The following is a 25,029-nucleotide window of genomic DNA, read 5'->3' as shown; positions in this document are numbered from 1 at the left end:
TAGATTTGTAAAAACGACTTTACGATTTTACAAATTAACAATTCTAAAGAAAATGTTCACTCAGATAGAAATAGAAACCCATTTCGAGGGTAAGTTGAAAATCGCTTATCTCAATCAGCCCGAAACCTACAATTCACTCAATAAAGTTTTACTCCAAGAGTTGAAAAATTTCATTGTAGCATGCAATGAAGATGAAAATGTGCGATGTGTAGCACTTTCTGGCAGAGGAAAAGCTTTTTGTTCGGGGCAAAATTTGAAAGAAGCACTTTCACTCGGAAATATAGAGGAAGAAAGAGTGATTCAGAAAATGGTGGTAGATTATTACAATCCTTTGGTTGAAGAAATTGCACATTGCAGAAAGCCAGTCGTTTCTTTGGTGAATGGTCCTGCAGTTGGAGCTGGAGCAATGTTGGCGCTGATTTGTGATATTTGTTTGGCTACAGAAAATTCCTATTTTTCTCAAGCTTTTGTAAATATTGGTTTAATTCCAGATACTGGCGGAACGTATTGGTTGCCAAAATTATTAGGACGTCAACAAGCGAATTATCTTGCTTTTACAGGAAAAAAACTCACGGCAAATGATGCATTGAAAATAGGTTTAATTGCAGATGTTTTCGGTGATTCAGAATTTTCTGCAAAATCTATGGAAGTGCTGGAAACGCTTTCTCATTTACCAACAAAAGCGATTGCATTAACCAAAAAAGCATTCAATCATTCTTATGAAAACGATTTAAAAGAGCAGTTAGATTTAGAAGGAATTTATCAACAAGACGCAGCAGAAACCCAAGATTTCAAAGAAGGCGTTACTGCATTTTTAGAAAAAAGAAAACCCAATTATACAGGAAAATAATAATGATGTGATGATGTGTTGATTTGCAGATTATCACATCGTCACATCATCACATCATCATATTATGAAGAAAGTAGGAATCATCGGCTCAGGAACTATGGGAATTGGCATTGCGCAATTAGCAGCTACTGCACATTGCGAGGTTTTTTTATACGACGCCAACTTCTCACAAACCGAAAAATCTCTAAAAAATTTAAAAACCACATTAAATAAATTAGCGGAAAAAGGAAAAATTTCTACTGAAAAATCTTTAGAAATCTTCAACCAAATTAAGCCTTGTCAAGAAATCAAAGAATTGAAAGATTGCGATTTAGTCATAGAAGCCATCATCGAAAATAAAGAAATCAAACAAAAAGTTTTCGCCGAGTTAGAAACTTATGTTTCAGAAAAATGTGTTTTGGGTTCTAATACTTCGTCTATTTCCATTACTTCGCTTCAGGCAGAACTTAAAAATCCTGAACGTTTTATTGGAATTCATTTTTTCAATCCAGCGCCATTAATGCCCTTAGTTGAGGTAATTCCAGGGCTATTGACTGAAAATAATTTGGCTCAAGAAATCGTAGATTTAATGAAATCTTGGGGTAAATCTCCTATCATTGCTAAAGATGTTCCCGGTTTTATTGTTAACAGAATTGCAAGACCTTTTTATGGTGAAGCTTTGAGAATTGTAGAAGAAAATTTGGCAACACCCGAACAAGTAGATGACGCGATGAAATCTTTTGGGAATTTCAAAATGGGACCATTTGAATTGATGGATTTAATCGGAATTGATGTGAATTTTTCGGTAACGAAAACGGTTTATCAGGATTATTTTTTCGATCCCAAATATAAACCTTCCTTGCTTCAACAAAGAATGAATGAAGCCAAATTACTTGGCAGAAAAACAGGTAAAGGTTTTTATGATTATTCTGAACAGAGACAAGAATCAAGAGCCAAGAATCAATATTTAAAAACCGAGAACCAACAACTGATAACCGATAACCAAATCTTTATGAGAATTATTTCTATGCTCATTAATGAAGCGGTAGAAGCAAAAAGATTAGGAATTGCCAATGATGAAGATATAGAAACTGCGATGCAAAAAGGCGTAAATTATCCGAAAGGATTATTGAATTGGGGAAAGGAAATTGGATATCCAAAAATTTCTGAAGTCTTACAAAATCTCTACGAAGAATACCAAGAAGAACGCTACAGACAAAGTCCGTTGCTTAGAAAATTGAATTAATTTAAGAGCTCAATTTCATTATCAAATTGTCTCATTAACGCATTATCACATTCAAAATATGAATCCAAAACTAATTATTGCAATCATAAACGCTATTGTATCTTTCGTCATTATTGTTCCGATGAGTTTTTTTATGAATAAATTCATCAACAATTCTGAGGATACTTTTTTACAGTTTTTCCAAGATAAATGGTTGATTTTAACAATATTTGTTTTAATTTTCACCATATACAATAGCTTTTTAAAAGGCAGAAAACTTAAATAAATCAACTACACAATTTTACAAATTAACGACTTTACAATTTTATAATAAATGACACCATTAGAAACCGCACAATATATGCTCAATCAAGATTTTTTCTCTCAATGGATGGAGATAAAACTGGTTGAAGTTCGCGAACATTACTGTTTGATTGAAATGCCCATCAAAAAAGAGATGATTAATGGCTTAAAAACGGTTCATGGCGGAGTAACTTTTGCTTTTGCGGATTCTGCATTGGCATTTTCTTCTAACAATACAGGAGATGCAGCAGTTGCGCTCAATTGTATGATTAATTTTACCAAAGCAGTACGTTTAGGAGACACGCTTTTTGCCGAGAGTATTCTCATGGCAGATACCAGAAAAACAGCAGTTTATGATATTACGATTACCAATCAGCATAAAGTGGTGGTCGCAAGTTTCAGAGGAACTGTTTATAAAATTGATAAAAAAGTAGTTGATTTATAGATGTGTTAGAGTGAAAACGTGCTGATTTTTTGATTATCACATTACCACATCATCTAATTATCTCATTAAAAATATGAAACAAGTATACATCATAGATTACATTAGAACACCAATTGCTAAATTTCAAGGAGGCTTATCAGAAGTCAGAGCAGATGATTTAGCAGCCATTGTTTTGAAGGGAATTGTAAAAAGAAATCCAAAAATTCCCGCCGAAGAAATAGAAGACGTGATTTTAGGTTGTGCCAATCAAGCTGGAGAAGATAACCGAAATGTCGCAAGAATGGCTTCACTTTTGGCAGAGCTTCCTATAAAAATTGGTGGAGAAACCGTGAACAGATTATGCGCTTCTGGAATGGCAGCAATTGCCAATGCGTACAGAGCAATTGCAATTGGAGAAGGCGATTTTTACATTGCAGGAGGAGTTGAACAGATGACCAGAGCGCCTTATGTTTTGAGTAAATCTGCTCAACCTTTTGGTAGAGATGTTCAGTTGTTTGATAGCAGTTTTGGATGGAGGTTTGTTAATCCTAAAATGAAAGAACTCTACGGAGTTGACGGAATGGGAGAAACCGCGGAAAATCTAGCTGAAATCTATAAAATTTCCAGAGAAGCGCAAGATGAATTCGCTTTACATTCTCAACAAAAAGCTACTTCTGCTCAAAATTCAGGAAGATTAGCTCAAGAAATTGTAAACGTAGAAATTCCACAAAAAAAAGCCGAGCCAAAAATCTTTTCACAAGACGAATTTGTAAAACCAGATACTACTTTAGATAAATTGGCGAAGCTAAAACCTGCTTTCAAAAAAGAAGACGGAAGTGTTACTGCAGGAAATTCTTCTGGCTTAAATGACGGAGCTGCTGCTATGATTTTGGCAAGTGAAGACGCCGTTAAAAAATATAATTTGAAGCCATTGGCAAAAATTATTTCAAGCGCAGTGGTTGGTGTAGAACCTAGAATTATGGGAATAGGACCAGTAGAAGCGACCAAAAAAGCACTTTCTAGAGCCAATCTTTCGTTAGAAGATATGGATATTATTGAACTCAACGAAGCTTTTGCAGCGCAAGCATTATCTGTTTTACAAGAATTAGGAATTGATTCAAAAGACGAACGATTAAATCCAAATGGTGGCGCGATTGCATTAGGTCATCCTCTCGGAATGTCAGGAACCAGAATTGTAGGAACTGCTGCTTTAGAATTACAGAGAAAAAATAAAAAATATGCACTTTGTACGCTCTGCATCGGAGTTGGACAAGGTTACGCAATGATCATTGAAAAAATTTAAAAGCTTTTTCTTTTTTTGACATTGAATTGGAGGTGTTAAAAAATTTTGAAATTGATTCGTTAATAAATTCCTGTTGTTTGAGCGAAGCGAGTTTCAGGGATTTTAGAATTAATGAAAAATTTTAGCCGAGAATTCACAGTCTTGAACTTTTGGTTCTTTTGTTTCAAGACAAAAGAACATAAATAAAAATATATGGCAAATATTTATTCATACCACGGCATAAAACCAATCATTAGAAAATCAGCATACATTCATCCTCAAGCGGTAATTATAGGAAATGTAGAAATTGGCGAAGAAGTATACATCGGGCCTAATGCAGTTTTGCGGGGAGATTGGGGCAAAATCATTATCAAAGACGGTGCAAACGTTCAAGAAAACTGTACGCTTCACGTTTTTCCGGGAATTCCCACTATTTTAGAAGAATCGGCACATATTGGTCACGGCGCGATTATTCATTCGGCGCACATTGGCAAAAATTGTTTGGTTGGGATGAACGCCGTCGTAATGGACAATGCCAAAATTGGAGACGAATGTATTATTGGTGCGTTAAGCTTCGTTCCTACTGGTTTTATTTCGGAAAATAGAAAATTGATAGTTGGCAGTCCTGCGAAAATTATTCGCGAAGTTTCAGACGAAATGATTGCTTGGAAAACCAAAGGAACCGCTATTTATCAAGAACTAGCTAGAGAAGGAAAAACCGCCATTCAACCGTGCGAACCATACACAGAATTTGTAGAACAAACGCCCACCAAAATTGTAGATTACTCTGTTTGGACGAAATAATGGCGCCAAATTTTTTAATTTTAGAATTATCTAATTATCACATCATCACATCATCACATTAACATATGAAACTAAAAAACTACATATCAGGACAATGGATTGAAGGAAATGGCCACGAAATTCCGCTTTACAATGCTGTAAACGGAGAATTGGTTGCCATTTCAGATACTTCGGGACTAGATTTTGAAGAAGCATTGCATTTTGGAAGAACTACAGGTTATAAAAACTTGTCTTCTATGACTTTTTACGACCGCGGTGAAATGCTCAAAAAAATCGCATTGTATCTTTTAGAAAGAAAGAAAAAATATTATGAACTTTCTTATAAAACAGGTGCCACACATGTTGATTCTTGGGTAGATATAGAAGGCGGTTTTGGTACTTTTTTCACCTATTCAGGTTTGGCGAAAAGAATGCTTCCCAATACACCATTTTGGGTAGATGGAGATACTCAGAAAATTTCTGCTAACGGAACGCATCTCGGAACGCATATTCTCACACCAAGTGAAGGGGTTTCTGTACAAATCAACGCCTATAATTTTCCTGTTTGGGGAATGTTAGAAAAATTGTCAACATCACTTTTGGCGGGAGTTCCAGCCGTTGTAAAACCTTCGCCGTACAGTTCTTATCTTACGAATGAGGTTTTCAAAGATATGATAGAAAGCGGTTATCTTCCTGAAGGTGCAGTTCAATTGATTTGTGGCGAACCTGGCAATATTTTAGATTTCGTAAAAGATGGAGATTCTGTAGTTTTCACAGGTTCCGCAAATACTGGTAGAAAACTGAAAGCGCTACCTTCAATTTCGGGAAATGCAGTTCGTTTTAATATGGAAGCCGATTCTTTGAACTGTTCTATTCTTGGGTTAGATGCCAAACCGGGAACTCCAGAATTTGATTTGTTCATCAAAGAAGTTAAAAATGAAATGACCACCAAAGCAGGACAAAAATGTACGGCAATTCGTAGAATTATTGTTCCTGAAAATTTAGTTGGTGATGTTCAAAATGCGTTATCAAAAGCTCTTGACCAAACAAAAATTGGAAATCCATTAAGCAGAGAAACCAAAATGGGCTCTATTGTTGGAAAAGAACAAATGCAGATTTTAGAAGAAAAAGTAAATCTCTTAAAAGCTGAAACAGAACTCATCTACGATGGAAAGCATGATTTGGTAGAAGCAAATTATGAAAACGGAGCTTTCTTTACTCCGAAAGTTTTCTATAATGACAAACCTTTTGAAAAAAATATATCTCACGAACTAGAAGCTTTTGGCCCGGTTTCTACAATAATGCCTTACAAAGACGCAGAAGAAGCTGCTGCTTTAGCAAAAAGAGGAAAAGGAAGTTTAGTAGGTTCTATTGTTTCTCACGATAAAAAATTTGTGGTAGAAACTTCTTGGAAAATGGCGAGTTCTCATGGAAGAATCTTTGTTTTGAATAGAGATAATGCCAAAGAAAGCACAGGTCACGGTTCTCCGTTGCCAACTTTAATGCATGGTGGTCCTGGAAGAGCTGGTGGTGGCGAAGAAATGGGTGGTTTAAACGGACTTCATTTCTTTTTACAAAAAACTGCGATTCAGGGTTCGCCAGATATTTTGACAGCGATTACCAAGGTTTATACGCAAGGAGCAGAAAAGAAATTCAGTGATAAGCATCCTTTCCAGAAATATTTTGAAGAAGTGGAAGTTGGAGATTCTCTAGAAACCGCAGGAAGAACAGTTACGGAAGCAGATATTGTGAATTTTTCTAATGTTTCTTGGGATCATTTTTATGCACATACAGATGCAACCAGTTTAAACGGAACTATTTTTGACAAGACCGTTGCACACGGATATTTTATCCTTTCTGCAGCAGCAGGTTTATTCGTTTCTGGAAAAAAAGGGCCAGTTATTGCGAATTATGGACTGGAAAATGCAAGTTTCTTTAAGCCAGTTTATGCTGGAGATACCATTACCGTTTATTTGACGGCGAAAGAAAAAATCAACAGAGGTGTAAAAGGTAGAAATATTCCAAGTGGAGTAGTAAAATGGTTGGTTGAGGTAGTGAATCAAAGAGAAGAAGTGGTTTGTGTCGCTACCATTTTGACTTTGGTGGCAAAAAAATCTCCTTTCATTGAACTAAATAGAAGAAATATTCAAAAATTATTGAATGGTTTAACTGAAAATACAAAACCAAATTGGGGTAAAATGACTGCTCAGCAAATGTTGGAACATCTAGAAACAACTATACTGTATAGCATGGGTGAACCAGAAGCTGAGAAATGCTTCACACCAGAAGAGCATTTAGAAAAGTATCAAGATTCTCTATACAATCACCGAAAAATGCCAAAAGATTTTCCTGCGCCGTTCCTTCCAGAAGATGGAACTTTACCAGTGTTGAAGTATAAAAATCTGGAGCAAGCCAAAGAGAAATTTTTAGAAAATCTTCAGAAATATCAGATTTATTATAGAGAAAATCCAGAAGCGGAGCATATGCATTTTGTCTTTGGAAAGCTCAATAAAGAAATGATGGAGTTGATGCACACAAAACATTTTACGCATCATTTTGAACAATTTAATCTAATTTAAAAAAACTAGTTATGCTACCATTTGTAATATCAGAAATTAAAAATAATATTTCCGAAATCACTTTCGGGACGCCAAAAAGCAACTCATTACCCGGCGAAATTTTAGAAAAATTAGCGCAAACTATTTTAGACGAAGCGGCTAAAGAAGAAGTAAAAGCCATTTTACTAAAATCTGAGGGAGAAAAAGCGTTTTGTGCAGGAGCAAGTTTTGATGAATTGTTAGCAATCAATGATTTAGAAACATCAAAAACTTTCTTTGGCGGTTTTGCTAAAGTGCTCAATGCCATGAGAACTTGCAGAAAAATTGTAGTGGTAAGAGTTCAAGGAAAAACGACTGGAGGTGGAGTAGGAATTGCTTGCGCTGCAGATTATTGTTTTGCGACAGAGAATGCAAGTTTGGCACTTACCGAAATTAATCTGGGAATTGGTCCGTTTGTGATTGGACCTTATGTTGAAAGAAAAATCGGTAAATCACAATTCACTGCGATGGCGATAGATGCCGATTTCCGAAGCGCAAATTGGGCAGAACAGCATAATATTTACCATTCGGTTTCTCCAACGATTGCAGAAATGGATTCGGAAATTGCTCAATTTTTAGAAAAATTAGCAAGTAGAAGTTCAGATGCCTTAGCTTTAATCAAAAAAGTGTCTTGGGAAGGAACAGAGCACTTTACAGAGCTTTCTCCAGAAAGAATTCAAATGAGCGCAAGTCTTATTTTAGAAGATACAGCCAAGAAAAATATTGAAATGATAAAAGAAAATCTTAGAGCTAAATAAGAAAGAAACTGCAAATTAATTTTGCAGTTTCAAAATAAATAGTAACTTTGTGTTTCAAAGTGCTTTATTTATGGAAAATAAAAACTACCAAGAAGACTTGCAGCACATCAGAAAAATGATGGAAAAAAGCTCTCGATTTATTTCTTTGAGCGGAATTTCTGGCGTTTTTGCTGGTTTATTTGCTTTAGCTGGTGCTATTTATGTTTATTTCTTTTTCAAAAAAAATGGTGTAGATTATTTTGAGGGAACTGTAAAATACTATGAAAAAGACTTTATTGTTCACTTGGTTATCGTGGCGATGTTCATAATGGTTTTAGCGATTTCTTCTGGAGCGTATTTTACCATTAAAAAAAGCAAAGCCCATCATCTTCAAATTTGGGATGCTACCACCAAAAAATTGTTGTATAACTTTGCCATTCCATTGGGAATTGGAGGTTTATTTTGCGCAGGATTATTGTATCACGGTTTACATGGTTTACTTTCTCCAGCCACTTTAATTTTCTATGGATTAGCGCTATTTAATGCAGGAAATTACACTTTTTCTGACATTAAATATTTAGGATTGTGCGAAATGGCATTAGGAATTGTATCACTGTTCTTTTTAGGGTATGGATTATTTTTCTGGGCAGTTGGTTTTGGAGTTTTGCATATTGTTTATGGTTTGATAATGCATAAGAAGTATAAGTAAAAATAATTAAAAGTGAAGAAGTTTTCCGAAATATTGATCTTTATTCTCATGATTTTATCGGGATTATATTATTTATATTTCACTTATGTTAATGCAAATGAATTCTTTATTTTTGATGGGTTTGTGTATTTTGTATTAATTCTAGTTTTTTTTATTTTTTTTGGATTTACTTTAAAGAATAATCTAATTCGATACCATAAAGATAAAAGCATGAAGAACTTTATTCCCACTTTCATTGGCGGTTTTATAATTTTTGGAGTCTTAGTCGTAATTTTTTATTTGTGGTATAGAGACAGTTCGGAAGTTATATTGCAAGCTAATTATGATGGAGATATTAATGGTTATTCATTTGAATTTAGAAAAGATGGTTCTTATTTATTTGAGAATGGCTCAGTATTAGGACGTTCTCAATTTCGAGGTAAATATAAAATTAAAGATAGTCTGATTTTTTTAGACAAAAATGAAATTGATAATGTTGTGAAAACTAATCAATTGGCAATTAGATATATAAGTGAAAATATTAATGGTAAAAATAAAGTAATTGTTCAAATTGATAAAAAGCATAATCGAATAGAAGACAAATATTTTGATTTTGTAATTAATATTGATAAAAGGTAGTTTATAAATTGAATTAAAAATTATGATTTCTCAACTCAACAAAGAATTTGAAAGCCGTGTCAGATTGGGTATTATGTCCGTTCTGATGGTTAACGATTGGGTTGATTTTAATGAAATGAAGCAACTGTTAGAAGTAACAGACGGGAATTTAGCCAGCCACAGTTCTGCATTAGAAAAATCTAATTACATAGAAATCAAGAAGGAATTTGTAGGCAAAAAACCAAAAACATCTTACCGTGTTACACAAGCAGGAAGAAAAGCTTTCGAAGAACATCTATCAGCTTTAGAAAAATTATTAGGAAAGTAATTTTTTAAATTGAAAATTAAAAGTGGAGAATTGAAAATTTAAAACAATCAACTGACAACAATTAGTCAAAAATCAAAAAGGAGCAAACCTTTAATTTTTTAGAAATTAACTTTGTAATTCAAAGTACTTTAAATAAAAATTTAAATTAAAAATTATGATAACAAACAAACAAAGAAGCTTCGTCATTTATGGATTGGCAGCTTTACTATTAGTTATTCCGTTTATTGGGATGCAGTTTACCAAAGAAATTAATTGGTCTGGTTTTGACTTTTTAATCGCTGGAATTCTTCTTTTTGGAACCGCATTTTGCGTAGATATGGTTCTGAAAATGGAGAAAAAGAATGCGAGAAGAATGTTTTACATCGTAATAATTCTGTTAGCATTATTTCTGATTTGGGCAGAATTAGCGGTAGGAATTTTCGGAAGTCCAGTTGCGGGAAGTTAATTTTTATAAAAAAAATCATATGAAAACACATCACTTAATCTTTTTAGTTACAGCAATGTTTGTTGTACTGTTTTATGACCAAGAACCTGGATTAAATATCGGTATTTTAGGAATTTTGGTTGCGGTTCTTACTTATTTTAATACCGAAAAAAGATTCAAAACCCGAACTTTTTATTCAGTTTTGGCGACCAGCATTTTAAGCAGTATTGCTTTTGCTTGGTATGGTGATTTTGCCTCTTTTTTGGCCATTTTCACTTCGCTTTTTTTATTGGGTTTCACTTCCAAAAACAAAGAACTTAAATCCATTCTTGTCATTCCAGTTTTTGCAATTAATTTTGTGACTTTTATTTACCGTGTTTTTCAGTTGGAACAATGGTTGCCACAGAGAAAAACCGAAAGTTTTTGGCAAAAAGTTTTAGCGGTGGTTCTAATCCCAGCTTTTCTGCTTTTGATTTTCTTTGCGATTTATACACACGGAAGTTCACATTTTGCTTCGCTTTTTTCTGATTATGAATTAGATATTAATCTTTGGCAAGTGATTGCGTTAAGTATTTTAGGGTTTTTCTTGGCTTTTAATTATTTCAATTTTTCGATTTATGAATTTTTTATCAAGAACAATCATTATCTGAAAAACGATTTTTTGAATGAAGACAAAAAACTGATACCTACTTACGATTTTCTAGACCTTCCTTTTGAAAGATTAAGCGGTGTAGTTTCCTTTGTAGCATTGAATATTTTATTGTTATTCTTCATCATTACGTTTAATTATGAGCAGTTTGTAGAGTTACCAAAAGCTACAGCCAATCAACTTGCCGAAGAAACGCACGAAAGAGTAGGAGCGGTAATTGCGAGTATTGTGATGGCAATAGGTGTGATTATGTTCTATTTTAAAGGGAGTTTCAATTTTGATACACGAGCAAAATCTTTGAAAGTTTTGGCAAAAATTTGGGTATTTCTGAATGCAGTTTTAGTGATTTCAGCTTTTGTGAAAAATTCTGAATACGTATTCAATTTAGGTTTAACCTACAAAAGATTAGGTGTTTATGCGTTTTTAATTTTAGCCATTATTGGATTGGTTTTTACTTTCATTAAAATTCATAAGCAAAAAACCAATGCGTATCTTTTTAACCAAATGGTTTGGTATTTCTACGGAACGATTTTGGTGTGTAGTTTTATCAATTGGGGAAATATTGCCACAGTTTACAATATTAAGAATGAAAAAGCAGATTTTAAATTTCTGTATTCTTTGAATTACAATGATAAAATTCTTCAAGAAAAATTTCCGAAAGAAATGAGTGAAAGAGCGAATTATGAAAAAGAGTTGAATGATAAAAAGCCGTATTTATCAAAAATTCTGTACTACGAAACATTGGATTTTTAGAATTCTAACGAATTGTTATAACATTTGCATTAAGCTGAATATTCTACAATTTATTGATTAACTTTGGTATAATATTAGCTCGCTAATGATAAACCAGATGATATGAAAATTTTAATTAATGTTTTGTGGAGTTCTATTTTGGGAGTGAGTTGTTGTTCCAACAACGGAATTTCTCAAAATGCAAATACAACTACCACTAAAACAGAAATCATGGAAAATAATTCTTCTCAACCATCACAAGGAAGACGAGGTGCAATGAGAACGGTAGAAGGTAATAAAATCATCAGAACTGTAGATGCTTCTCAACTTCCATTTACCATTGGTGAAGAGTTTACAGATGAGAACCAACAATTTATTCTGGTGATTAAAAATTTTAATAAGCCCACTCTTTCTGCTAAAATCAATACCGTAGAGAAAGGTAGAAATCTCAGAATTAATCAAATTATTTTACCAGATGGTTCTGCGGATGGTCCTTTTTCGAGAGAAATGAAATATGCTAAAAAACAAAGCGGAACCTATAAGATTGTTTTTGGCAAAAATCTCATGGCAGAAGGAAAATTGAAGGGAAATATCTCCGTAACTGTAGAATAAAAAAAAATGTAAATATGAAAAATTTAATTTTATCAGCTTTTGTAATTGCAGCTACCACAGTGAGTTGTGGTACAGTGCAAAGCATCGTGCAGAATACCGTTCCTTATACCACAAATGTTTTGGTTTCTTCTGGAGTGCCAGGAAATCAAGAAATTTCTGTAACGTCTTCTGCTACGAGTTTCGCTCAATATGTAGGAGCGGGAACCAGCATGGTTCAAGATATTAGAATTTCTAGCGCCAAAGCAACTGCTACCAACTTGAGTACGAATGGCGAATTGGGAATTTTTAAATCCATCAAAGTTTATCTTTCTGGAAATAACACTGGTGAAATTTTAGTGGCTCAAAGAACGGATATTGGCTCTAATATTGGGAATACGCTCAACTTAGATCCAGATACGTCTAAAATTTTAGACCAAATTGTAAAAAGCGGTTCTGTAAAAGCTAGAGTAGCTTATGTATTGAAAAATACGGCGACTAATGATACTAATCTCACTATTAGCATGAGATTTTCAAGTATTCCTGCGCCAAATCAATAGAAAAATAATCCAAGAATTTGGATCAAAGAATCATTTAAAAATATAAAAGCATCCTAAAAAAGGATGCTTTTTTTAATTTTATACTTCGTCGTCAGATTCGATTGTGAAAGATCTAGACTTAAAGTCTTTGTCATGTTTTTCAGAAATTACGTCCTCACCTTTTTGAGCGATGATAAAATCTGTAGATTCATTAAACATTTCTCTGAAACTTGCAAAATCTTCTTTGTATAAATAGATTTTATGCTTCTCGAAAGTTGCTTCTCCATTCTCACCAAAATTCTTTTTGCTTTCTGTAATGGTAAGATAATAGTCTCCTGCTTTTGTTTCGCGCACATCAAAGAAATAAGTTCTTCTACCTGCCTTCAACACCTTTGTGAAAATTTCATTTTCGTTTCTCTCCTTGTAATCACTCATTGTTACTTATTTTAGAAATCCTATTGAACAAATATAAAAGATTTCTTTTAATCTCAAAATAAATTTTAAAGAAATTGAGATTTTAGCGTAATTTTTAAGTTTTTACGAAGTTTCCGTAGTATCTAAATCACTAAGATTTAGAATAAAGTCGGCTCTTTTTGCGCTTGATTCTCTGTGAGTTATGATGATAGAAGTGCAAGATTTAATGTCTTTTTCTATGTTTTGAAGGATGTTTTCTTCGGTCTCTGTATCGAGTGCAGAAAGTGAATCGTCAAAGATGAGAATTTCTGGTTTTTTAATGAGTGCTCTTGCGATACAAATACGCTGTTTTTGCCCTCCAGAAAGCATTACACCACGTTCTCCAACCATAGTTTTATATTGGTCTTTGAACTCTACAATATTCTTATGCACATCTGCTTTTTTTGCAAATTCTTCTACCAAATCATGCGTAGGATGGTCTATTGCAAAGCCAATGTTATTCTCAATCGTATCCGAGAATAAGTAACTTTCCTGAGGAATATAGCCAATGTGTTTTCTGTATAATTCTAGATTATGGTCTTTCAGATTTTTCCCATCAATTAAAATTTCTCCTTCATCGGGATCAATTAACCTGCATAGTAACAATGCGATAGTAGATTTTCCGCTGCCTGTTTTTCCCATAATCGCCATAGATTTCCCAGCTTCTAGTTTGAAACTTAGATTTTCTAAAGCTTTAATTCCTGTATTTGGATAAGTGTATGATACATTTCTGAATTCTATATCGCCTTTAATTTCATATTGGTCGAAATTTTTGTTGACGATTTCAGATTTTATGTCCAAAAATTCATTCACTCTGGTCATAGAAGCAGCAGCTCTTTGATTAACAGATGAAACCCAACCTACCATAGAAAATGGCCAAATCAGAATATTAATATACATGAAGAAATCTGCAATGGTTCCTACCGTAAGTTTTCCTTCGAAATAATTTTTACCACCGATGTATAAAATGGCAACATTCAATAAACCAATAACAAATAAAATAATGGTAAAGAAATACGCTTCTGTTTTGGCTAAATCTAATGCTTTGTCTTGATAATCTTTTACTTTTTCGCCGTAATTTTTTTCGATGTACTTTTCTTTGTTGAAAAATTTCACCACTCTAATTCCCGAAAAACTATCTTGTACAAATGTAGAAATCGCACTTTGGCTTTTCTGCATAATTTTAGATTTTCGGTTGATAATAGAACTTACTTTGTAAATTAAAAAAGACAAAATAGGAAGTGGAATAAGTGTCCAAAGTGTCATTTGCACATTAGTCATGAGCATGTAAATACTCGTGATGACTAATAAAATCACCAAGTTCACCACATACATTACACCAGGACCAAGGTACATTCTAATCGCCACTACATCTTCAGAAAGTCTGTTCAGTAAATCACCAATTGTGGTTTTTTTATAAGTAGTAAGCGAAAGCTCTTGGTAATGTCTGTAAATTTTATTTTTGAGTTCGTATTCTATTCTTCTAGAAGCTACAATAATGGTTTGTCTCATCATAAATCTGAAAACTCCAGACAAAACTGAAGTTCCCACGATAATGGCGCCGTTAATTAATAAAGTGTTGAATAATAATTCTTTATCTACATTTTTCTTATCTAAAACACTTTTGATAACATCTACACTCTGGCCTACAAACTGTACTTGATAAATAGCAAAAAAGTTAGATGCTATGATAAATAGCAAGCCCCAAAATAGCAGAACTCTGTGTTTCCAAAAGTAAGGATTAAGCGTTTTAAGTGAATTCATAGTTGCAAAAATACAGAAAATATAAGTTTGAAAAAGAAGCAAAAATAACTTCTGACTTCATGTTTCTTACTTCCAGCATTTTTTTCTATCTTTGCAGCATCTTATTAAAAGCTCTTTGAAAATGTTAGGAAGAAGACAAATCCGCGAAAAAGTAGTGCAGACACTATATTCTTATCATCAGAATCCTATAAAAACTGATGTTTTAGAGAAAAATATGTTTACAGAGATTGAAAAAATCTATTATCTCTATATTTATCAACTCAACTTTTTGGTTGCATTAAAAGATCTTGCCGAAAGACAAATTGAAATCGGTAAAAATAAATTTATTAAGACTGAAGAAGATCTTAATCCTAACATGAAATTCGTAAATAATCAAGTTTTTTTACAACTTGATCAAAACGAAGAAAGACTTTCCTTTAATTCAAAACACAAAAAATATCAGTGGGACTTACACGATGAATTGTTGGTGAAAACATTTCAGAGAATTGTTGCGAGTAAGCGTTACCAAGAATATATGGCCGAAGAAAGCCTAAGTTTTGAAGAAGACCAAAAGTTTGTTGGGAAATTATTTCTAAAATATGTTGCCGAAAATGAAGATTTTCATGAGCGTTTAGAAGAATTAGAATTGTCTTGGGCAGATGATTTTCATATCTCGAATTCTATGATCCAGAAGACCATTGGTTTTATGAAACAAAATCAGCCGAGTCATACTTTAATCAAAATGCTTAAAGATGAAGAGGATAGACATTTTGCTAAAAAATTATTACTGCAAAGCATTTCTCACTGGGAAAATTCTGAGAAAAAAATCGAAGAAAGACTGGAAAATTGGGATTTAGAAAGAATTTCTTTAATGGATAGATTGATTTTAATTACAGCTATTACAGAGATAGATAATTTCCCTCTCACTCCAGCAAAAGTGATTATCAACGAATATATAGAGGTTTCTAAAGTCTTTGCTACCGATAGAAGTCAGATTTTTGTGAATGGAATCTTAGATAAATACACGAAAGATATTTCTAGAGCATAAATTTTGATTAAATTTGAGGAAATTTTAAAAAATCAGAATCAATGAAAAGAATATTAGGTTTAAGCTTACTAGCTGTTTTGACTTTAGCTTCTTGTAAAAAAAATGAAGCAACAGAAACATCAACTGCTACTACAACAGAGCAAAAAGATCCTTTTGCAGATGATAGAGTAGTAAAACAAAGTGACTTGGTAAGCGAAGCAAAAAATCATGCAGAAACTACATTAGCACTTTCTGAACCAGATTTTAATTTCGGAAAAATCAAAAAAGGAGATGTGGTAGAACACGTTTACGAAGTAACCAACACAGGTAAAAATCCTTTGATTATTTCTGCGGTAAAACCAGGTTGCGGATGTACTGCTCCAGATTATACTAAAGAACCAATTATGCCTGGTCAAAAAGGTCAAATTACGCTAAAATTTGATTCTACAAATTTTGATGGTGTAGTGTATAAATCAGCAGAAGTTTATGCAAACGTAGCACAAGTTCCTATCGAAATTAGATTCTCAGCAGATATTCAACCCTAAAAAATAAAATATGTTTACAACAATATTTCTACAAGCACAAGGTGGAGGTGATTTCTTCTCAATGATTTTACCATTTGTCTTAATGATTGTAATTTTCTACTTCTTAATCTTGAGACCACAAACTACCAAGCAAAAGAAAGAAAGACAATTCCAAGATTCTCTAAAACCAGGTGCTAGAGTAGTAACCACTTCTGGTATGCATGCTAAAATTGTACAAGTAGTAGAAGACGGCGTGATTTTAGAAACCATGAGCGGTAAATTAAAATTCGAAAAAGCTGCAATTTCTAGAGAATTTACAGAAGCTAGATTCCCTGAAACAGTAGGAAAATAATTCTAAAAAATTTAGAACTTTTATAAAATAAAAATTCCATCAAATTATTGATGGAATTTTTTTTATTGGGTCAAAGATTAATTTTTAAGTCAATAGCAAGATTAATAAACTTGCGGTAAAAATTCTGGCAATGGTAACCAAAGGATAAACTTGCGCGTAACTTTGGATTGGAATGTCAGAATCTAAATAATTAGTACTGAATGATAATGCAGCTGGGTCTGTATAACTTCCGCTCATAATTCCTACCAATTGTAAATAATTGATTTTTAAGAAAAATCTTCCTACAATCACCATCAGAATTAATGGAATGAAAGTTACTGCAGAACCATATAAAATCCATAGCCAACCGTTATATTTGATGAAATTTTCATAAAATCCTTCTCCTGCATGAATACCTACTGCTGCAAAGAATAAGCAAATTCCTAAATCTTTCATGAAATAAGTCGCTCCGTTATTGATATAAGAGTGAATGAAAGAAATACCACCATATCTAGAAATAAGTAATGCTACAATAAGTGGTCCTGCTGCAAATCCTAATTTTAATGGAATTGGTAAACCAGGAATCACTAACGGAATAGAACCTACGATAATCCCGATTAATAAACCTCCGAAAAGAGATAAGAAATCTGGTTCTATTAATTTTTTCTCTTGATTACCAATAATTTTTTCTGCTTCTTTAATACCTTGGTCAGTACCAATAACTCTCAAAATATCTCCGTAGAAAAGTTCTAAACTTGGTCTAGGAATCATCTCTTTCCCGGCTCTGAAAACTCTAGTTACTTTTACATCATAAGCATTGTACAAGTCTAAATCTGAGAGTGTTTTGTGAACGGCAGAAGGTTTGGTTACGAAAATATTTTTCTTGTTAATGTCAGAATCAGATTCTATGAAAGAGTCAGTAGAAGGTCTTCCTACTTTTTTGATGAAGTCTTCTAAATCGGCTTCTTTTCCTACAATCATCAGTACGTCTCTGTCTTGAAGTTCTGTGTCTAATTTTGGCGAAAAAACAGAAACCTCGCCACTGTGTTTTAATCTAGACACTACAATATCATATCCTATGTTGCTAATTACTTCACCTAATGGAATTCCAAAATATTGAGGATTTGTAACTCTTAGTTTTTTGTGAACTAATGGTTCTTCGCGATTAATTTTATTCATTCTGAATTTTCTCATTTCTACATCAGGATGAATTTTTAGAAGAACTTTAGATAAAATAATGACGCCAATGATTCCAAAAACACCTAAAGGATAAGTGATGGCGTAACCAATTGTTGGGTCGTCAAATGTTTTATCTGGAAACTGATTTTTTAATTCTACAATGGTATTTTTAGCAGCTCCTAAACCTGGTGTATTGGTTACAGCGCCACTCATAATTCCCACTAAGTTTTCTATGCTCACTCCTGTGAATTTAAAGAGTAGAAAAGTGATGAATCCTCCGAATAAAACTGTAGAAACAGCTAGAATATTAAACTTTAAACCTTCATTTCTAAAAGAAGAAAAGAATGATGGTCCTACTTGTAATCCGATACCATAAACAAACAAAATCAAACCGAAATCTCTAATGAAATCGAATATTTTTTCATTCATTCTATAGCCCAAATGCCCCAAGATTAATCCAGTAAACATTACTGCAGAAACACCGAAGGTAATTTTGCCCATTTTCAATCTTCCAAAGAAAACTCCAGTACCTATTGCAAGCATTATGGTAACTAATGATTGAATTACACTTGGGTCTTCAGTTGGGAAAAGTAAGGTTTTAAGCCACTCGAACATAATAATAGTTTTTTAGTAGTGCAAAGTTACGCTATTGCTATTGCGTGAATAATATTTTTAAACTGAAATATATCAGAAATCAAATAATCGTTTAATTTCCAAAAAAGCGAGGAGAAAACCTCGCTCTAATTTATAAAAATCAATTTAATTTTCTTTTTCTTTCTCGCTTTTCTATGTAATCTAGAACAGCTTCTTTGGTTGTAAGCCAATTTCTACCTTCCTTGAAAGCGTCTATTTTTCCCTTTCTAGCCAATAAACTTACATATTCTTGTCCATAAGGAAGTCTTTCTTCTTCTACAATATTAGAAATCGGACGATAATTGTCATACGTATTATTAAGAGAACCTAAATAAATGTCTAAACTTCTCTCCAAAGCTTGAAGAACTAATAATAAAATTTTAGAATAATCTCCATTATTTGCTAAGTTTAAAGCATCATAATATTTTTTTCTGTCATTTTTGAGGATAATTGCAGGAGGAAATCCTTCTCTCATTAATAAAAGATTGAAAATCAAACGTACAGTTCTACCATTTCCATCGAAAAACGGATGAATCCAAACAAATCTGTGGTGAAAAATTGCCGCTTTTATAATAATATTTATATCTGAAGAATTTGCCCAGTCGATTAATTCTGTTACCAGTTCATCTACTTTAAAAGCGTTTGGTGGAGTAAAATTTGCTCCAGAAATTCTTACACCAGAAGTTCTGAACATTCCAGCAAAATCTTTTTCAATTTTTTGTAAAACCAAATAATGAACTCTCATAATATCGGTTTTGTTTAAATTTTGTTTATCCGATATTAATGACTCTACAAATTCGATGGCTTCCTGATGATTTATCGCTTCGAAATGTTCTCTCAAAGATTTTCCTTTGATGGTGAAACCTTCTTCAATTACCATTTTTGTTTCGTGAAGTGTCAAAGTATTTCCTTCGATGCTGTTAGAATTATACGTCCATTCTAGCATTAAACTTTCTTTGATGCTTTTCACAGCATAACTCGGAATTGGACGTAATTTATCCAATTCTGCTTTTTTTTGCAGAATTCTTTCGAGATGTTTCTCTAAACCTTCAAAGTGATAAGGATAATTTTGCCAATTCATTGGGCAAAGGTAAGAAATTTTTCTTAATATCGGATGTATTTAATTTTAGTTTTATCCGATGTTAATAATATTGATAAATAAAAAAAGCGAGGGAAAAACCTCGCTCTAATGTATAAATTATTTTTTTAAATCCTTAAAGGTTTTAGAAACCTTTAAGGATTGTATATTTTTACAAATTCACTTTCAATGCTAATTCATCAAGTTGCTCATTGGCAATCGGGCTTGGTGCATCAATCATTACATCTCGTCCAGAATTATTTTTCGGGAAAGCAATGTAATCTCTAATTACTTCGTTTCCGTCGAGAATGGCAACTAATCTATCAAAACCAAAAGCCAATCCAGCGTGAGGAGGCGCTCCGAATTTGAAAGCATTCATCAAGAAACCAAACTGCGCTTCTGCTTCTTCTTTAGAAAAACCTAACAAATCAAACATTTTGCTCTGCAATTCTTTATTGAAAATTCTTACAGAACCACCGCCAATTTCGTTTCCGTTCAGCACCATATCATAAGCATTGGCTCTTGCTTTTCCTGGTTCGGTTTCTAACAAGTGTACATCTTCAGGTTTTGGCGAGGTAAAAGGATGGTGCATTGCGTGATATCTTCCAGTTTCTTCGTCCCATTCTAAAAGCGGAAAATCTATTACCCAAAGTGGAGCAAATTCATTGCCTTTTCTTAAACCTAATCTGTTCCCGAGTTCCATTCTTAAAGCGGAAAGTTGAGTTCTCACCTTATTGGCGTTTCCGCTCATTAAGAAAATTAAATCTCCTTGTTTTGCGCCGAATTTTTCTACAATTTTCTTTAAATCTTCTTCAGAATAAAATTTATTGACAGATGAAGTGATAACACCGTCATTTTGGAATTTAATCCAAACCATTCCTGTTGCTCCAATTTGTGGACGTTTTACCCAATCGATTAATTCATCAATTTGTTTTCTTGTATAATCTGCACAACCTTCTACATTAATCCCAACTACCAATTCTGCTTCATCAAATATTTTGAAATCTTTTCCTTTTACCAATTCATTTACTTCCACGAATTTCATTCCGAATCTTATGTCTGGTTTGTCGTTTCCGTAGGTTCTCATCGCTTCATCGAAAGTCATTCTTGGGAATTTACCAAATTCTTTTCCAGTGATGTCTTTCAATAAATGCGCCGTCATTCCTTCGAAAATTTCTAGAACATCTTCTTGTTCTACAAACGCCATTTCGCAGTCAATTTGGGTAAATTCTGGTTGACGGTCTGCACGCAAATCTTCGTCGCGGAAACATTTCACAATTTGGAAATATCTGTCCATTCCACCAACCATTAAGAGTTGTTTGAAAGTTTGTGGAGATTGTGGAAGTGCATAAAATTGCCCTTGATTCATTCTGCTTGGTACCACAAAATCTCTCGCTCCTTCTGGAGTAGATTTTATCAAAACTGGCGTTTCTACTTCGATAAATCCTTTATCTGACAGATAATTTCTAACTTTTTGCGCCATTTTGTGACGGAAAATCAGTTTGTCTTTCACAGGATTTCTACGGATGTCTAAATATCTGTATTTCATTCTCAATTCTTCGCCGCCATCAGTTTCGTCTTCGATGGTGAAAGGCGGCAATTCTGCGCTATTGAGAATCGTAAGTTTTTCTACTAAAATTTCAATTTCTCCAGTTGGGATTTTTGGATTTTTAGAAGCACGTTCAATTACGGTTCCTTCTGCCTGAATCACAAATTCACGACCGAGTTTTTTCGCATTTTCTAGAATTTCTGCCGAAGTTCTGTCTGCATCGAAAACCAATTGAGTAATTCCGTAACGGTCTCGCAAATCTATCCAAACCATAAAACCTTTGTCTCTGATGGTTTGTACCCAGCCAGAAAGTGTAACTTTTTCATTAAGATTTTTGAGTGTAAGTTCTCCGTTAGTGTGCGTTCTGAACATTTTTTTTAGATTTTAGATTTTAGATTTTAGATTTTAGATATTTCAAATTATGAAATTCAATTTCAAAATTTGAGGAATATATAATCTCCTAATTCCCAAAAATTAGGTTGCAAAGATAAGATTTTAGGATGGAAGATGGAAGTGAGATTATAGAAGTTTTTTTGCGGATTAAAAACTATTTTTCTGGAATATATTCTAATAAATCTGCGGGTTGACAATCCAAAGCTTTGCAAATGGCTTCTAAAGTCGAAAGTTTTAATGCTTTGGCTTTACCTGTTTTTAGTATGGAAAGATTGGCTTGTGTAATGCCAATTTTTTCTGCGAGTTCTTGCGATTGCATTTTGCGTTTCGCAAGCATTACGTCTAGGTTGATGATGATTGGCATATTTCTAAATTGTTAAATCGTTTTCTGATTGAATTAAATTTCCTTTTTTTAAAAATTCAATTACAAACAGTGATACTATTATAAAAAAACTTATTGTGAAGATGTACAAAATAAGCTCTACCAATGTAATAATCTTCCAAGTGAAATACCAAAGCACAACGAATAATATTAGAAATATTAAATTATTGATTGTGAATATTTTAGTCCATTTTATTATGTTGATTGTAAATATTTTATCATTAACTAAGAATTTCATTATTCTGTAAGAAGAATAGAAAAAAATGATAAAGTAAATTAAACCAATGGTAATTCCTAAAAAGCTTCTTATGTTATAAACTGCTTCAATTAAAGGTGTTTTTGTAAATGGAAAATTTATTGTAAAAAAATCAAAAATTCCACTAGTAAATATCTTCTTTTCTACAAAAAAAGTATTGGAAAAGATTTCAAAACCTTCTTTGTAGTTTAAATAACAAATAAAAAATCCGAATAGAAAATATAGTAAATAAAATAAAAATCCTAAAAATCCTATAAAGAAAAAATGACTTAAATATTTTGAAATAGAATTTTGTCCTATTAGTTTCATAGTTTATAATTTTAAATTGTTAGATCGTTTTCTGATTGAAGTTCGTAGCCTTTTTTGAAGAAAGCGATGATGAAAAATATAATAATTCCTAAGCTTAAAAATATAAAATTAGTGTACAATAAATCAGCGCTCATTTTTAAATTTAGATTATAAAACCAATTGATAATTTGAATAGGAACGAATAGAATGCTTAACCAAGCCAATTTTTTGAACAAATTTATTGTCTTCAAGTTAAATATATAATCTTTACTTAAAGAATTGGTGATTTTATAGCATATAAAACTGAAAAGTGTAAAAAAGCCAGAGCCAATTAAACTATTAATAATGAAGTTTTTAATGTAAATTCCAGTTAATAGATTTTGTTCTGTGAATGGATAATAAATTTTAAATTTCAGAACATCTTTTATTGGATTGGTGTATTCGTTTTTTGCCCAACCAACATCATTTCCCAGAAGAAAATAGTCTGATAAAATATTGCTTCCTGTTTTATACTTATAATAAAGGACTGAAAAGCCAATGATTTCATAAATAAAATGAAAAGCAATAAATAAAAAAAGGACTAAAAAAAAGTAACTGAAATACTTAGAGACAGAGTTTTTGCCGATTAGTTTCATGATTTTTGTTTTAAAATTATATTGCAAATGTATAAATAATTATCGTAAATTAATAAAAAATATTTAAATTTTGATAAAATTTATTTTTCTGCGTTGCATTTTGCGTGAGGGCGTAACCGAAAATCCCGCAGTAGGCGCAGGCTAAAGCTTTGGAACGAGGAATTGTAGGTGAAGACCGACTTTTTGTTTTTTGGGGAAAGGAATGAAGTGGCTAAAAATAAAAAGGCACGCCCAAAAAATCTAAATTTTTAAGATGATAAAATGCATTTGTGTACTATTTTAAATTTTTTAACTTTGTAATAACCAATCATTTAAAACTAATATTTATGGGAAAAGGCGATAAAAAAACGAGAAGAGGAAAAGTAACCGCAGGAAGCTACGGAAAAACAAGACCGAGAAAATCTGGAACATCTAAAGTAGCGGCTCCAAAAGTGGAAGCAAAAGCTGAAAAACCTAAAAAAGCAGCAAAACCTAAAGAAGAAGTAGCTGAAGAAAAGCCAAAAACTACTAGAAAGAAAAAAACCGAAGAATAATCTTCGGTTTTTTTAATGTTTTTTTATTTCATCTTCTGGGATGTTTTTTGTTTTCAATAAGTTGATGTATTCCATAGCGCTGTAAGTCATCCAATTAACTTTTTCGGGAGCTTTTCTATTTTCCAGAGTAAATTCTACAATTCCTACGTTTTCATTCATCCAGGGTAGAAGGTAATAATTCAACCCTCCTTTATAGGATTTGAATTCACCAAAATTTTTTCCTTTTTCTGTATGCTGAGCGATGCTAAAACTGAAAATATAAAATAAAGGAATCAAGAAAGCGATAAAACTAAAACTTTTTAACATTATTTTATTTTGGATTTTAGAAAGTCCAACTCCTATTAAAATGGCAAATAATATATTGAAAGGAATGAAAAACACATAATTATCTGAAACGGCATAGAATGTAGAAAACCCGTAAACAGCTAATGAAGCAGTTAATATGAACCAAGCGATTCTTGGTTGAGTAGTAAACAGTAAATAAAATCCGTATATGCCAATAATTACAAATAGATTGAAATTATAAATTAAATATCCTAAGGATTTTATAAAATCATATAAATAAGTAGATAAATCTTTCTTAAAAGAATTAGATACCCAATTGCCTTGTTCTGAGGTAAAAACTGAATGAAAGGATAGGTTTTGGCTTATATTTACCACAAAAAGCAATCCGAAAAGAATGCAAAAAGCTAATAGAGGAAAAAGGTAAGCGTTTGTTTTCTTCTTAAAATAAAAAAGTAACAATAAATAAGAAGGAATAAGCAATATGTTTTGGATATGTGCCCATAAACTTATCCCTAAAAATATACTTGAAATGAATAGATGTTTAGGAGAATTTTTATTGTAAGCTTTTAATGCAAAATAATAATAGAGTGTAATCCAAACCGCATTAAAAGTATATACCTCCACAATTTCTGCATTTCTCCAAAAAGAAAAACTGAAGCCAAAAACCACAGCAGATATGAAGGATGTTAATTGTTTTTTGGTCATCTCTAATACAATTAAATATATCAATGAAACGACTGCTGCTCCTGATGTAATCACTAAGATTTTATTTGCTAAAATACCATCGATAAATAGTAATTTTTTAATTAAAATGGCTGTATTAATATATAAGATGTGTGAAGTTGCAGTAGCTTCTTTTATGAATATTCCTTTTTCTGTTGTTAAAACATAGCCCACACAATCTCCAAAAGGTATTTTGCTGAAACTTCCTAAGCTATATACAATGATAAAAAAGATAAATAAAAAGATAAATTGGTTATTAGTAGATTTCATT

General features: G+C 32.5%; 28 protein-coding genes. 19 read left to right on the top strand and 9 right to left on the bottom strand.

Going from position 1 to position 25,029, the window contains the following annotated elements; translation table 11 throughout:
• The first annotated feature begins 52 nt into the window (after positions 1-52).
• The 15 genes from C3729_RS10710 (at position 53) to C3729_RS10645 (ending at position 12,767) form a co-directional block, all read left to right on the top strand.
• Positions 53-850, top strand: a complete 798-nt coding sequence (locus tag C3729_RS10710) for an enoyl-CoA hydratase/isomerase family protein (RefSeq protein WP_104794141.1) — start codon at positions 53-55, stop codon at positions 848-850.
• A gap of 64 nt (positions 851-914) precedes the next feature.
• Entirely contained in the window at positions 915-2,075 is a 1,161-nt protein-coding gene (locus tag C3729_RS10705; RefSeq protein ID WP_104794140.1) for a 3-hydroxyacyl-CoA dehydrogenase NAD-binding domain-containing protein, read from the top strand.
• A gap of 58 nt (positions 2,076-2,133) precedes the next feature.
• Positions 2,134-2,340 (top strand): hypothetical protein, encoded by a 207-nt coding sequence (locus C3729_RS13190; RefSeq protein WP_133159975.1) that lies wholly within the window; start codon positions 2,134-2,136, stop codon positions 2,338-2,340.
• Between the two features lie 48 nt (positions 2,341-2,388).
• The gene (locus tag C3729_RS10700) at positions 2,389-2,802 is read left to right on the top strand and encodes a PaaI family thioesterase (RefSeq protein ID WP_104794139.1); all 414 of its coding nucleotides are present in this window, start codon (positions 2,389-2,391) and stop codon (positions 2,800-2,802) included.
• A 73-nt stretch (positions 2,803-2,875) separates the two neighbouring features.
• A complete protein-coding gene (gene pcaF / locus C3729_RS10695; protein WP_104794138.1) occupies positions 2,876-4,084 on the top strand; it encodes a 3-oxoadipyl-CoA thiolase in 1,209 nt (402 codons plus the stop codon).
• Between the two features lie 192 nt (positions 4,085-4,276).
• Positions 4,277-4,867 carry a transferase hexapeptide repeat family protein gene (locus C3729_RS10690; RefSeq protein WP_104794137.1) on the top strand — a complete coding sequence of 197 codons (591 nt, stop codon included), beginning with the start codon at positions 4,277-4,279 and terminating at the stop codon, positions 4,865-4,867.
• Between the two features lie 65 nt (positions 4,868-4,932).
• The gene (gene paaZ / locus C3729_RS10685; RefSeq protein ID WP_104794136.1) at positions 4,933-7,425 is read left to right on the top strand and encodes a phenylacetic acid degradation bifunctional protein PaaZ; all 2,493 of its coding nucleotides are present in this window, start codon (positions 4,933-4,935) and stop codon (positions 7,423-7,425) included.
• 11 nt (positions 7,426-7,436) lie between these two features.
• Positions 7,437-8,201: an enoyl-CoA hydratase/isomerase family protein gene (locus C3729_RS10680; RefSeq protein ID WP_104794135.1), complete on the top strand. Its 765-nt coding sequence runs from the start codon at positions 7,437-7,439 to the stop codon at positions 8,199-8,201.
• 70 nt (positions 8,202-8,271) lie between these two features.
• On the top strand, positions 8,272-8,889 hold the full coding sequence (locus tag C3729_RS10675) for a hypothetical protein (protein WP_104794134.1): 618 nt from the start codon (positions 8,272-8,274) through the stop codon (positions 8,887-8,889).
• Positions 8,890-9,099: 210 nt separating this feature from the next.
• Complete coding sequence (locus tag C3729_RS10670) at positions 9,100-9,507, top strand: hypothetical protein (protein WP_133159974.1); 408 nt, start codon at positions 9,100-9,102, stop codon at positions 9,505-9,507.
• 22 nt (positions 9,508-9,529) lie between these two features.
• Positions 9,530-9,814 (top strand): winged helix-turn-helix domain-containing protein, encoded by a 285-nt coding sequence (locus C3729_RS10665; RefSeq protein WP_104794132.1) that lies wholly within the window; start codon positions 9,530-9,532, stop codon positions 9,812-9,814.
• A gap of 154 nt (positions 9,815-9,968) precedes the next feature.
• The gene (locus C3729_RS10660) at positions 9,969-10,259 is read left to right on the top strand and encodes a hypothetical protein (RefSeq protein WP_185117741.1); all 291 of its coding nucleotides are present in this window, start codon (positions 9,969-9,971) and stop codon (positions 10,257-10,259) included.
• Positions 10,260-10,278: 19 nt separating this feature from the next.
• A complete protein-coding gene (locus C3729_RS10655) occupies positions 10,279-11,640 on the top strand; it encodes a DUF4153 domain-containing protein (RefSeq protein ID WP_104794131.1) in 1,362 nt (453 codons plus the stop codon).
• Between the two features lie 102 nt (positions 11,641-11,742).
• Positions 11,743-12,231: a hypothetical protein gene (locus C3729_RS10650; RefSeq protein ID WP_104794130.1), complete on the top strand. Its 489-nt coding sequence runs from the start codon at positions 11,743-11,745 to the stop codon at positions 12,229-12,231.
• Between the two features lie 14 nt (positions 12,232-12,245).
• Entirely contained in the window at positions 12,246-12,767 is a 522-nt protein-coding gene (locus tag C3729_RS10645) for a hypothetical protein (RefSeq protein ID WP_069800696.1), read from the top strand.
• Between the two features lie 78 nt (positions 12,768-12,845).
• Here C3729_RS10645 and C3729_RS10640 read toward each other — a convergent pair whose 3' ends face one another.
• Both C3729_RS10640 and C3729_RS10635 read right to left on the bottom strand, forming a co-directional pair.
• A complete protein-coding gene (locus C3729_RS10640; protein ID WP_069800699.1) occupies positions 12,846-13,181 on the bottom strand; it encodes a DUF3276 family protein in 336 nt (111 codons plus the stop codon).
• A gap of 102 nt (positions 13,182-13,283) precedes the next feature.
• On the bottom strand, positions 13,284-14,963 hold the full coding sequence (locus tag C3729_RS10635) for an ABC transporter ATP-binding protein (RefSeq protein WP_104794129.1): 1,680 nt from the start codon (positions 14,961-14,963) through the stop codon (positions 13,284-13,286).
• 121 nt (positions 14,964-15,084) lie between these two features.
• Here C3729_RS10635 and nusB point away from each other — a divergent pair, with 121 nt between their 5' ends.
• The 3 genes from nusB to yajC are packed head-to-tail and all read left to right on the top strand — an operon-like array spanning position 15,085 to position 16,845.
• Complete coding sequence (nusB, locus tag C3729_RS10630; protein WP_069800703.1) at positions 15,085-15,990, top strand: transcription antitermination factor NusB; 906 nt, start codon at positions 15,085-15,087, stop codon at positions 15,988-15,990.
• A 41-nt stretch (positions 15,991-16,031) separates the two neighbouring features.
• The gene (locus tag C3729_RS10625; protein ID WP_104794128.1) at positions 16,032-16,514 is read left to right on the top strand and encodes a DUF1573 domain-containing protein; all 483 of its coding nucleotides are present in this window, start codon (positions 16,032-16,034) and stop codon (positions 16,512-16,514) included.
• A 10-nt stretch (positions 16,515-16,524) separates the two neighbouring features.
• Complete coding sequence (gene yajC / locus C3729_RS10620) at positions 16,525-16,845, top strand: preprotein translocase subunit YajC (RefSeq protein WP_069800706.1); 321 nt, start codon at positions 16,525-16,527, stop codon at positions 16,843-16,845.
• 84 nt (positions 16,846-16,929) lie between these two features.
• On the opposite strand, the gene C3729_RS10615 is transcribed toward yajC, so the two are convergent.
• The 6 genes from C3729_RS10615 to C3729_RS10590 form a co-directional block, all read right to left on the bottom strand.
• Positions 16,930-18,618 carry a putative transporter gene (locus C3729_RS10615; protein WP_104794127.1) on the bottom strand — a complete coding sequence of 563 codons (1,689 nt, stop codon included), beginning with the start codon at positions 18,616-18,618 and terminating at the stop codon, positions 16,930-16,932.
• Between the two features lie 139 nt (positions 18,619-18,757).
• The gene (locus tag C3729_RS10610) at positions 18,758-19,717 is read right to left on the bottom strand and encodes a Fic family protein (RefSeq protein WP_104794126.1); all 960 of its coding nucleotides are present in this window, start codon (positions 19,715-19,717) and stop codon (positions 18,758-18,760) included.
• A gap of 169 nt (positions 19,718-19,886) precedes the next feature.
• Positions 19,887-21,635, bottom strand: coding sequence for an aspartate--tRNA ligase (gene aspS, locus C3729_RS10605; RefSeq protein WP_104794125.1), 1,749 nt, complete (start codon positions 21,633-21,635; stop codon positions 19,887-19,889).
• Positions 21,636-21,810: 175 nt separating this feature from the next.
• Entirely contained in the window at positions 21,811-22,020 is a 210-nt protein-coding gene (locus tag C3729_RS10600; RefSeq protein ID WP_104794124.1) for a helix-turn-helix domain-containing protein, read from the bottom strand.
• A gap of 4 nt (positions 22,021-22,024) precedes the next feature.
• Complete coding sequence (locus tag C3729_RS10595; RefSeq protein WP_104794123.1) at positions 22,025-22,603, bottom strand: hypothetical protein; 579 nt, start codon at positions 22,601-22,603, stop codon at positions 22,025-22,027.
• An 11-nt stretch (positions 22,604-22,614) separates the two neighbouring features.
• Positions 22,615-23,217, bottom strand: a complete 603-nt coding sequence (locus C3729_RS10590) for a DUF2975 domain-containing protein (RefSeq protein WP_104794122.1) — start codon at positions 23,215-23,217, stop codon at positions 22,615-22,617.
• A 326-nt stretch (positions 23,218-23,543) separates the two neighbouring features.
• Here C3729_RS10590 and C3729_RS13465 point away from each other — a divergent pair, with 326 nt between their 5' ends.
• Positions 23,544-23,750: a 30S ribosomal protein THX gene (locus C3729_RS13465; RefSeq protein WP_104794121.1), complete on the top strand. Its 207-nt coding sequence runs from the start codon at positions 23,544-23,546 to the stop codon at positions 23,748-23,750.
• A gap of 12 nt (positions 23,751-23,762) precedes the next feature.
• Here C3729_RS13465 and C3729_RS10580 read toward each other — a convergent pair whose 3' ends face one another.
• Complete coding sequence (locus tag C3729_RS10580; RefSeq protein ID WP_104794120.1) at positions 23,763-25,028, bottom strand: protein O-mannosyl-transferase family; 1,266 nt, start codon at positions 25,026-25,028, stop codon at positions 23,763-23,765.
• Between the last annotated feature and the right edge of the window lies 1 nt (position 25,029).

Origin of the sequence: Cloacibacterium normanense, assembly GCF_002943105.1 — a bacterium.
In the GTDB taxonomy this organism is placed as follows: domain Bacteria; phylum Bacteroidota; class Bacteroidia; order Flavobacteriales; family Weeksellaceae; genus Cloacibacterium.
The sequence above is the reverse complement of the archived record's forward strand: the minus strand, read 5'-3'. Positions and strand labels throughout refer to the sequence as shown.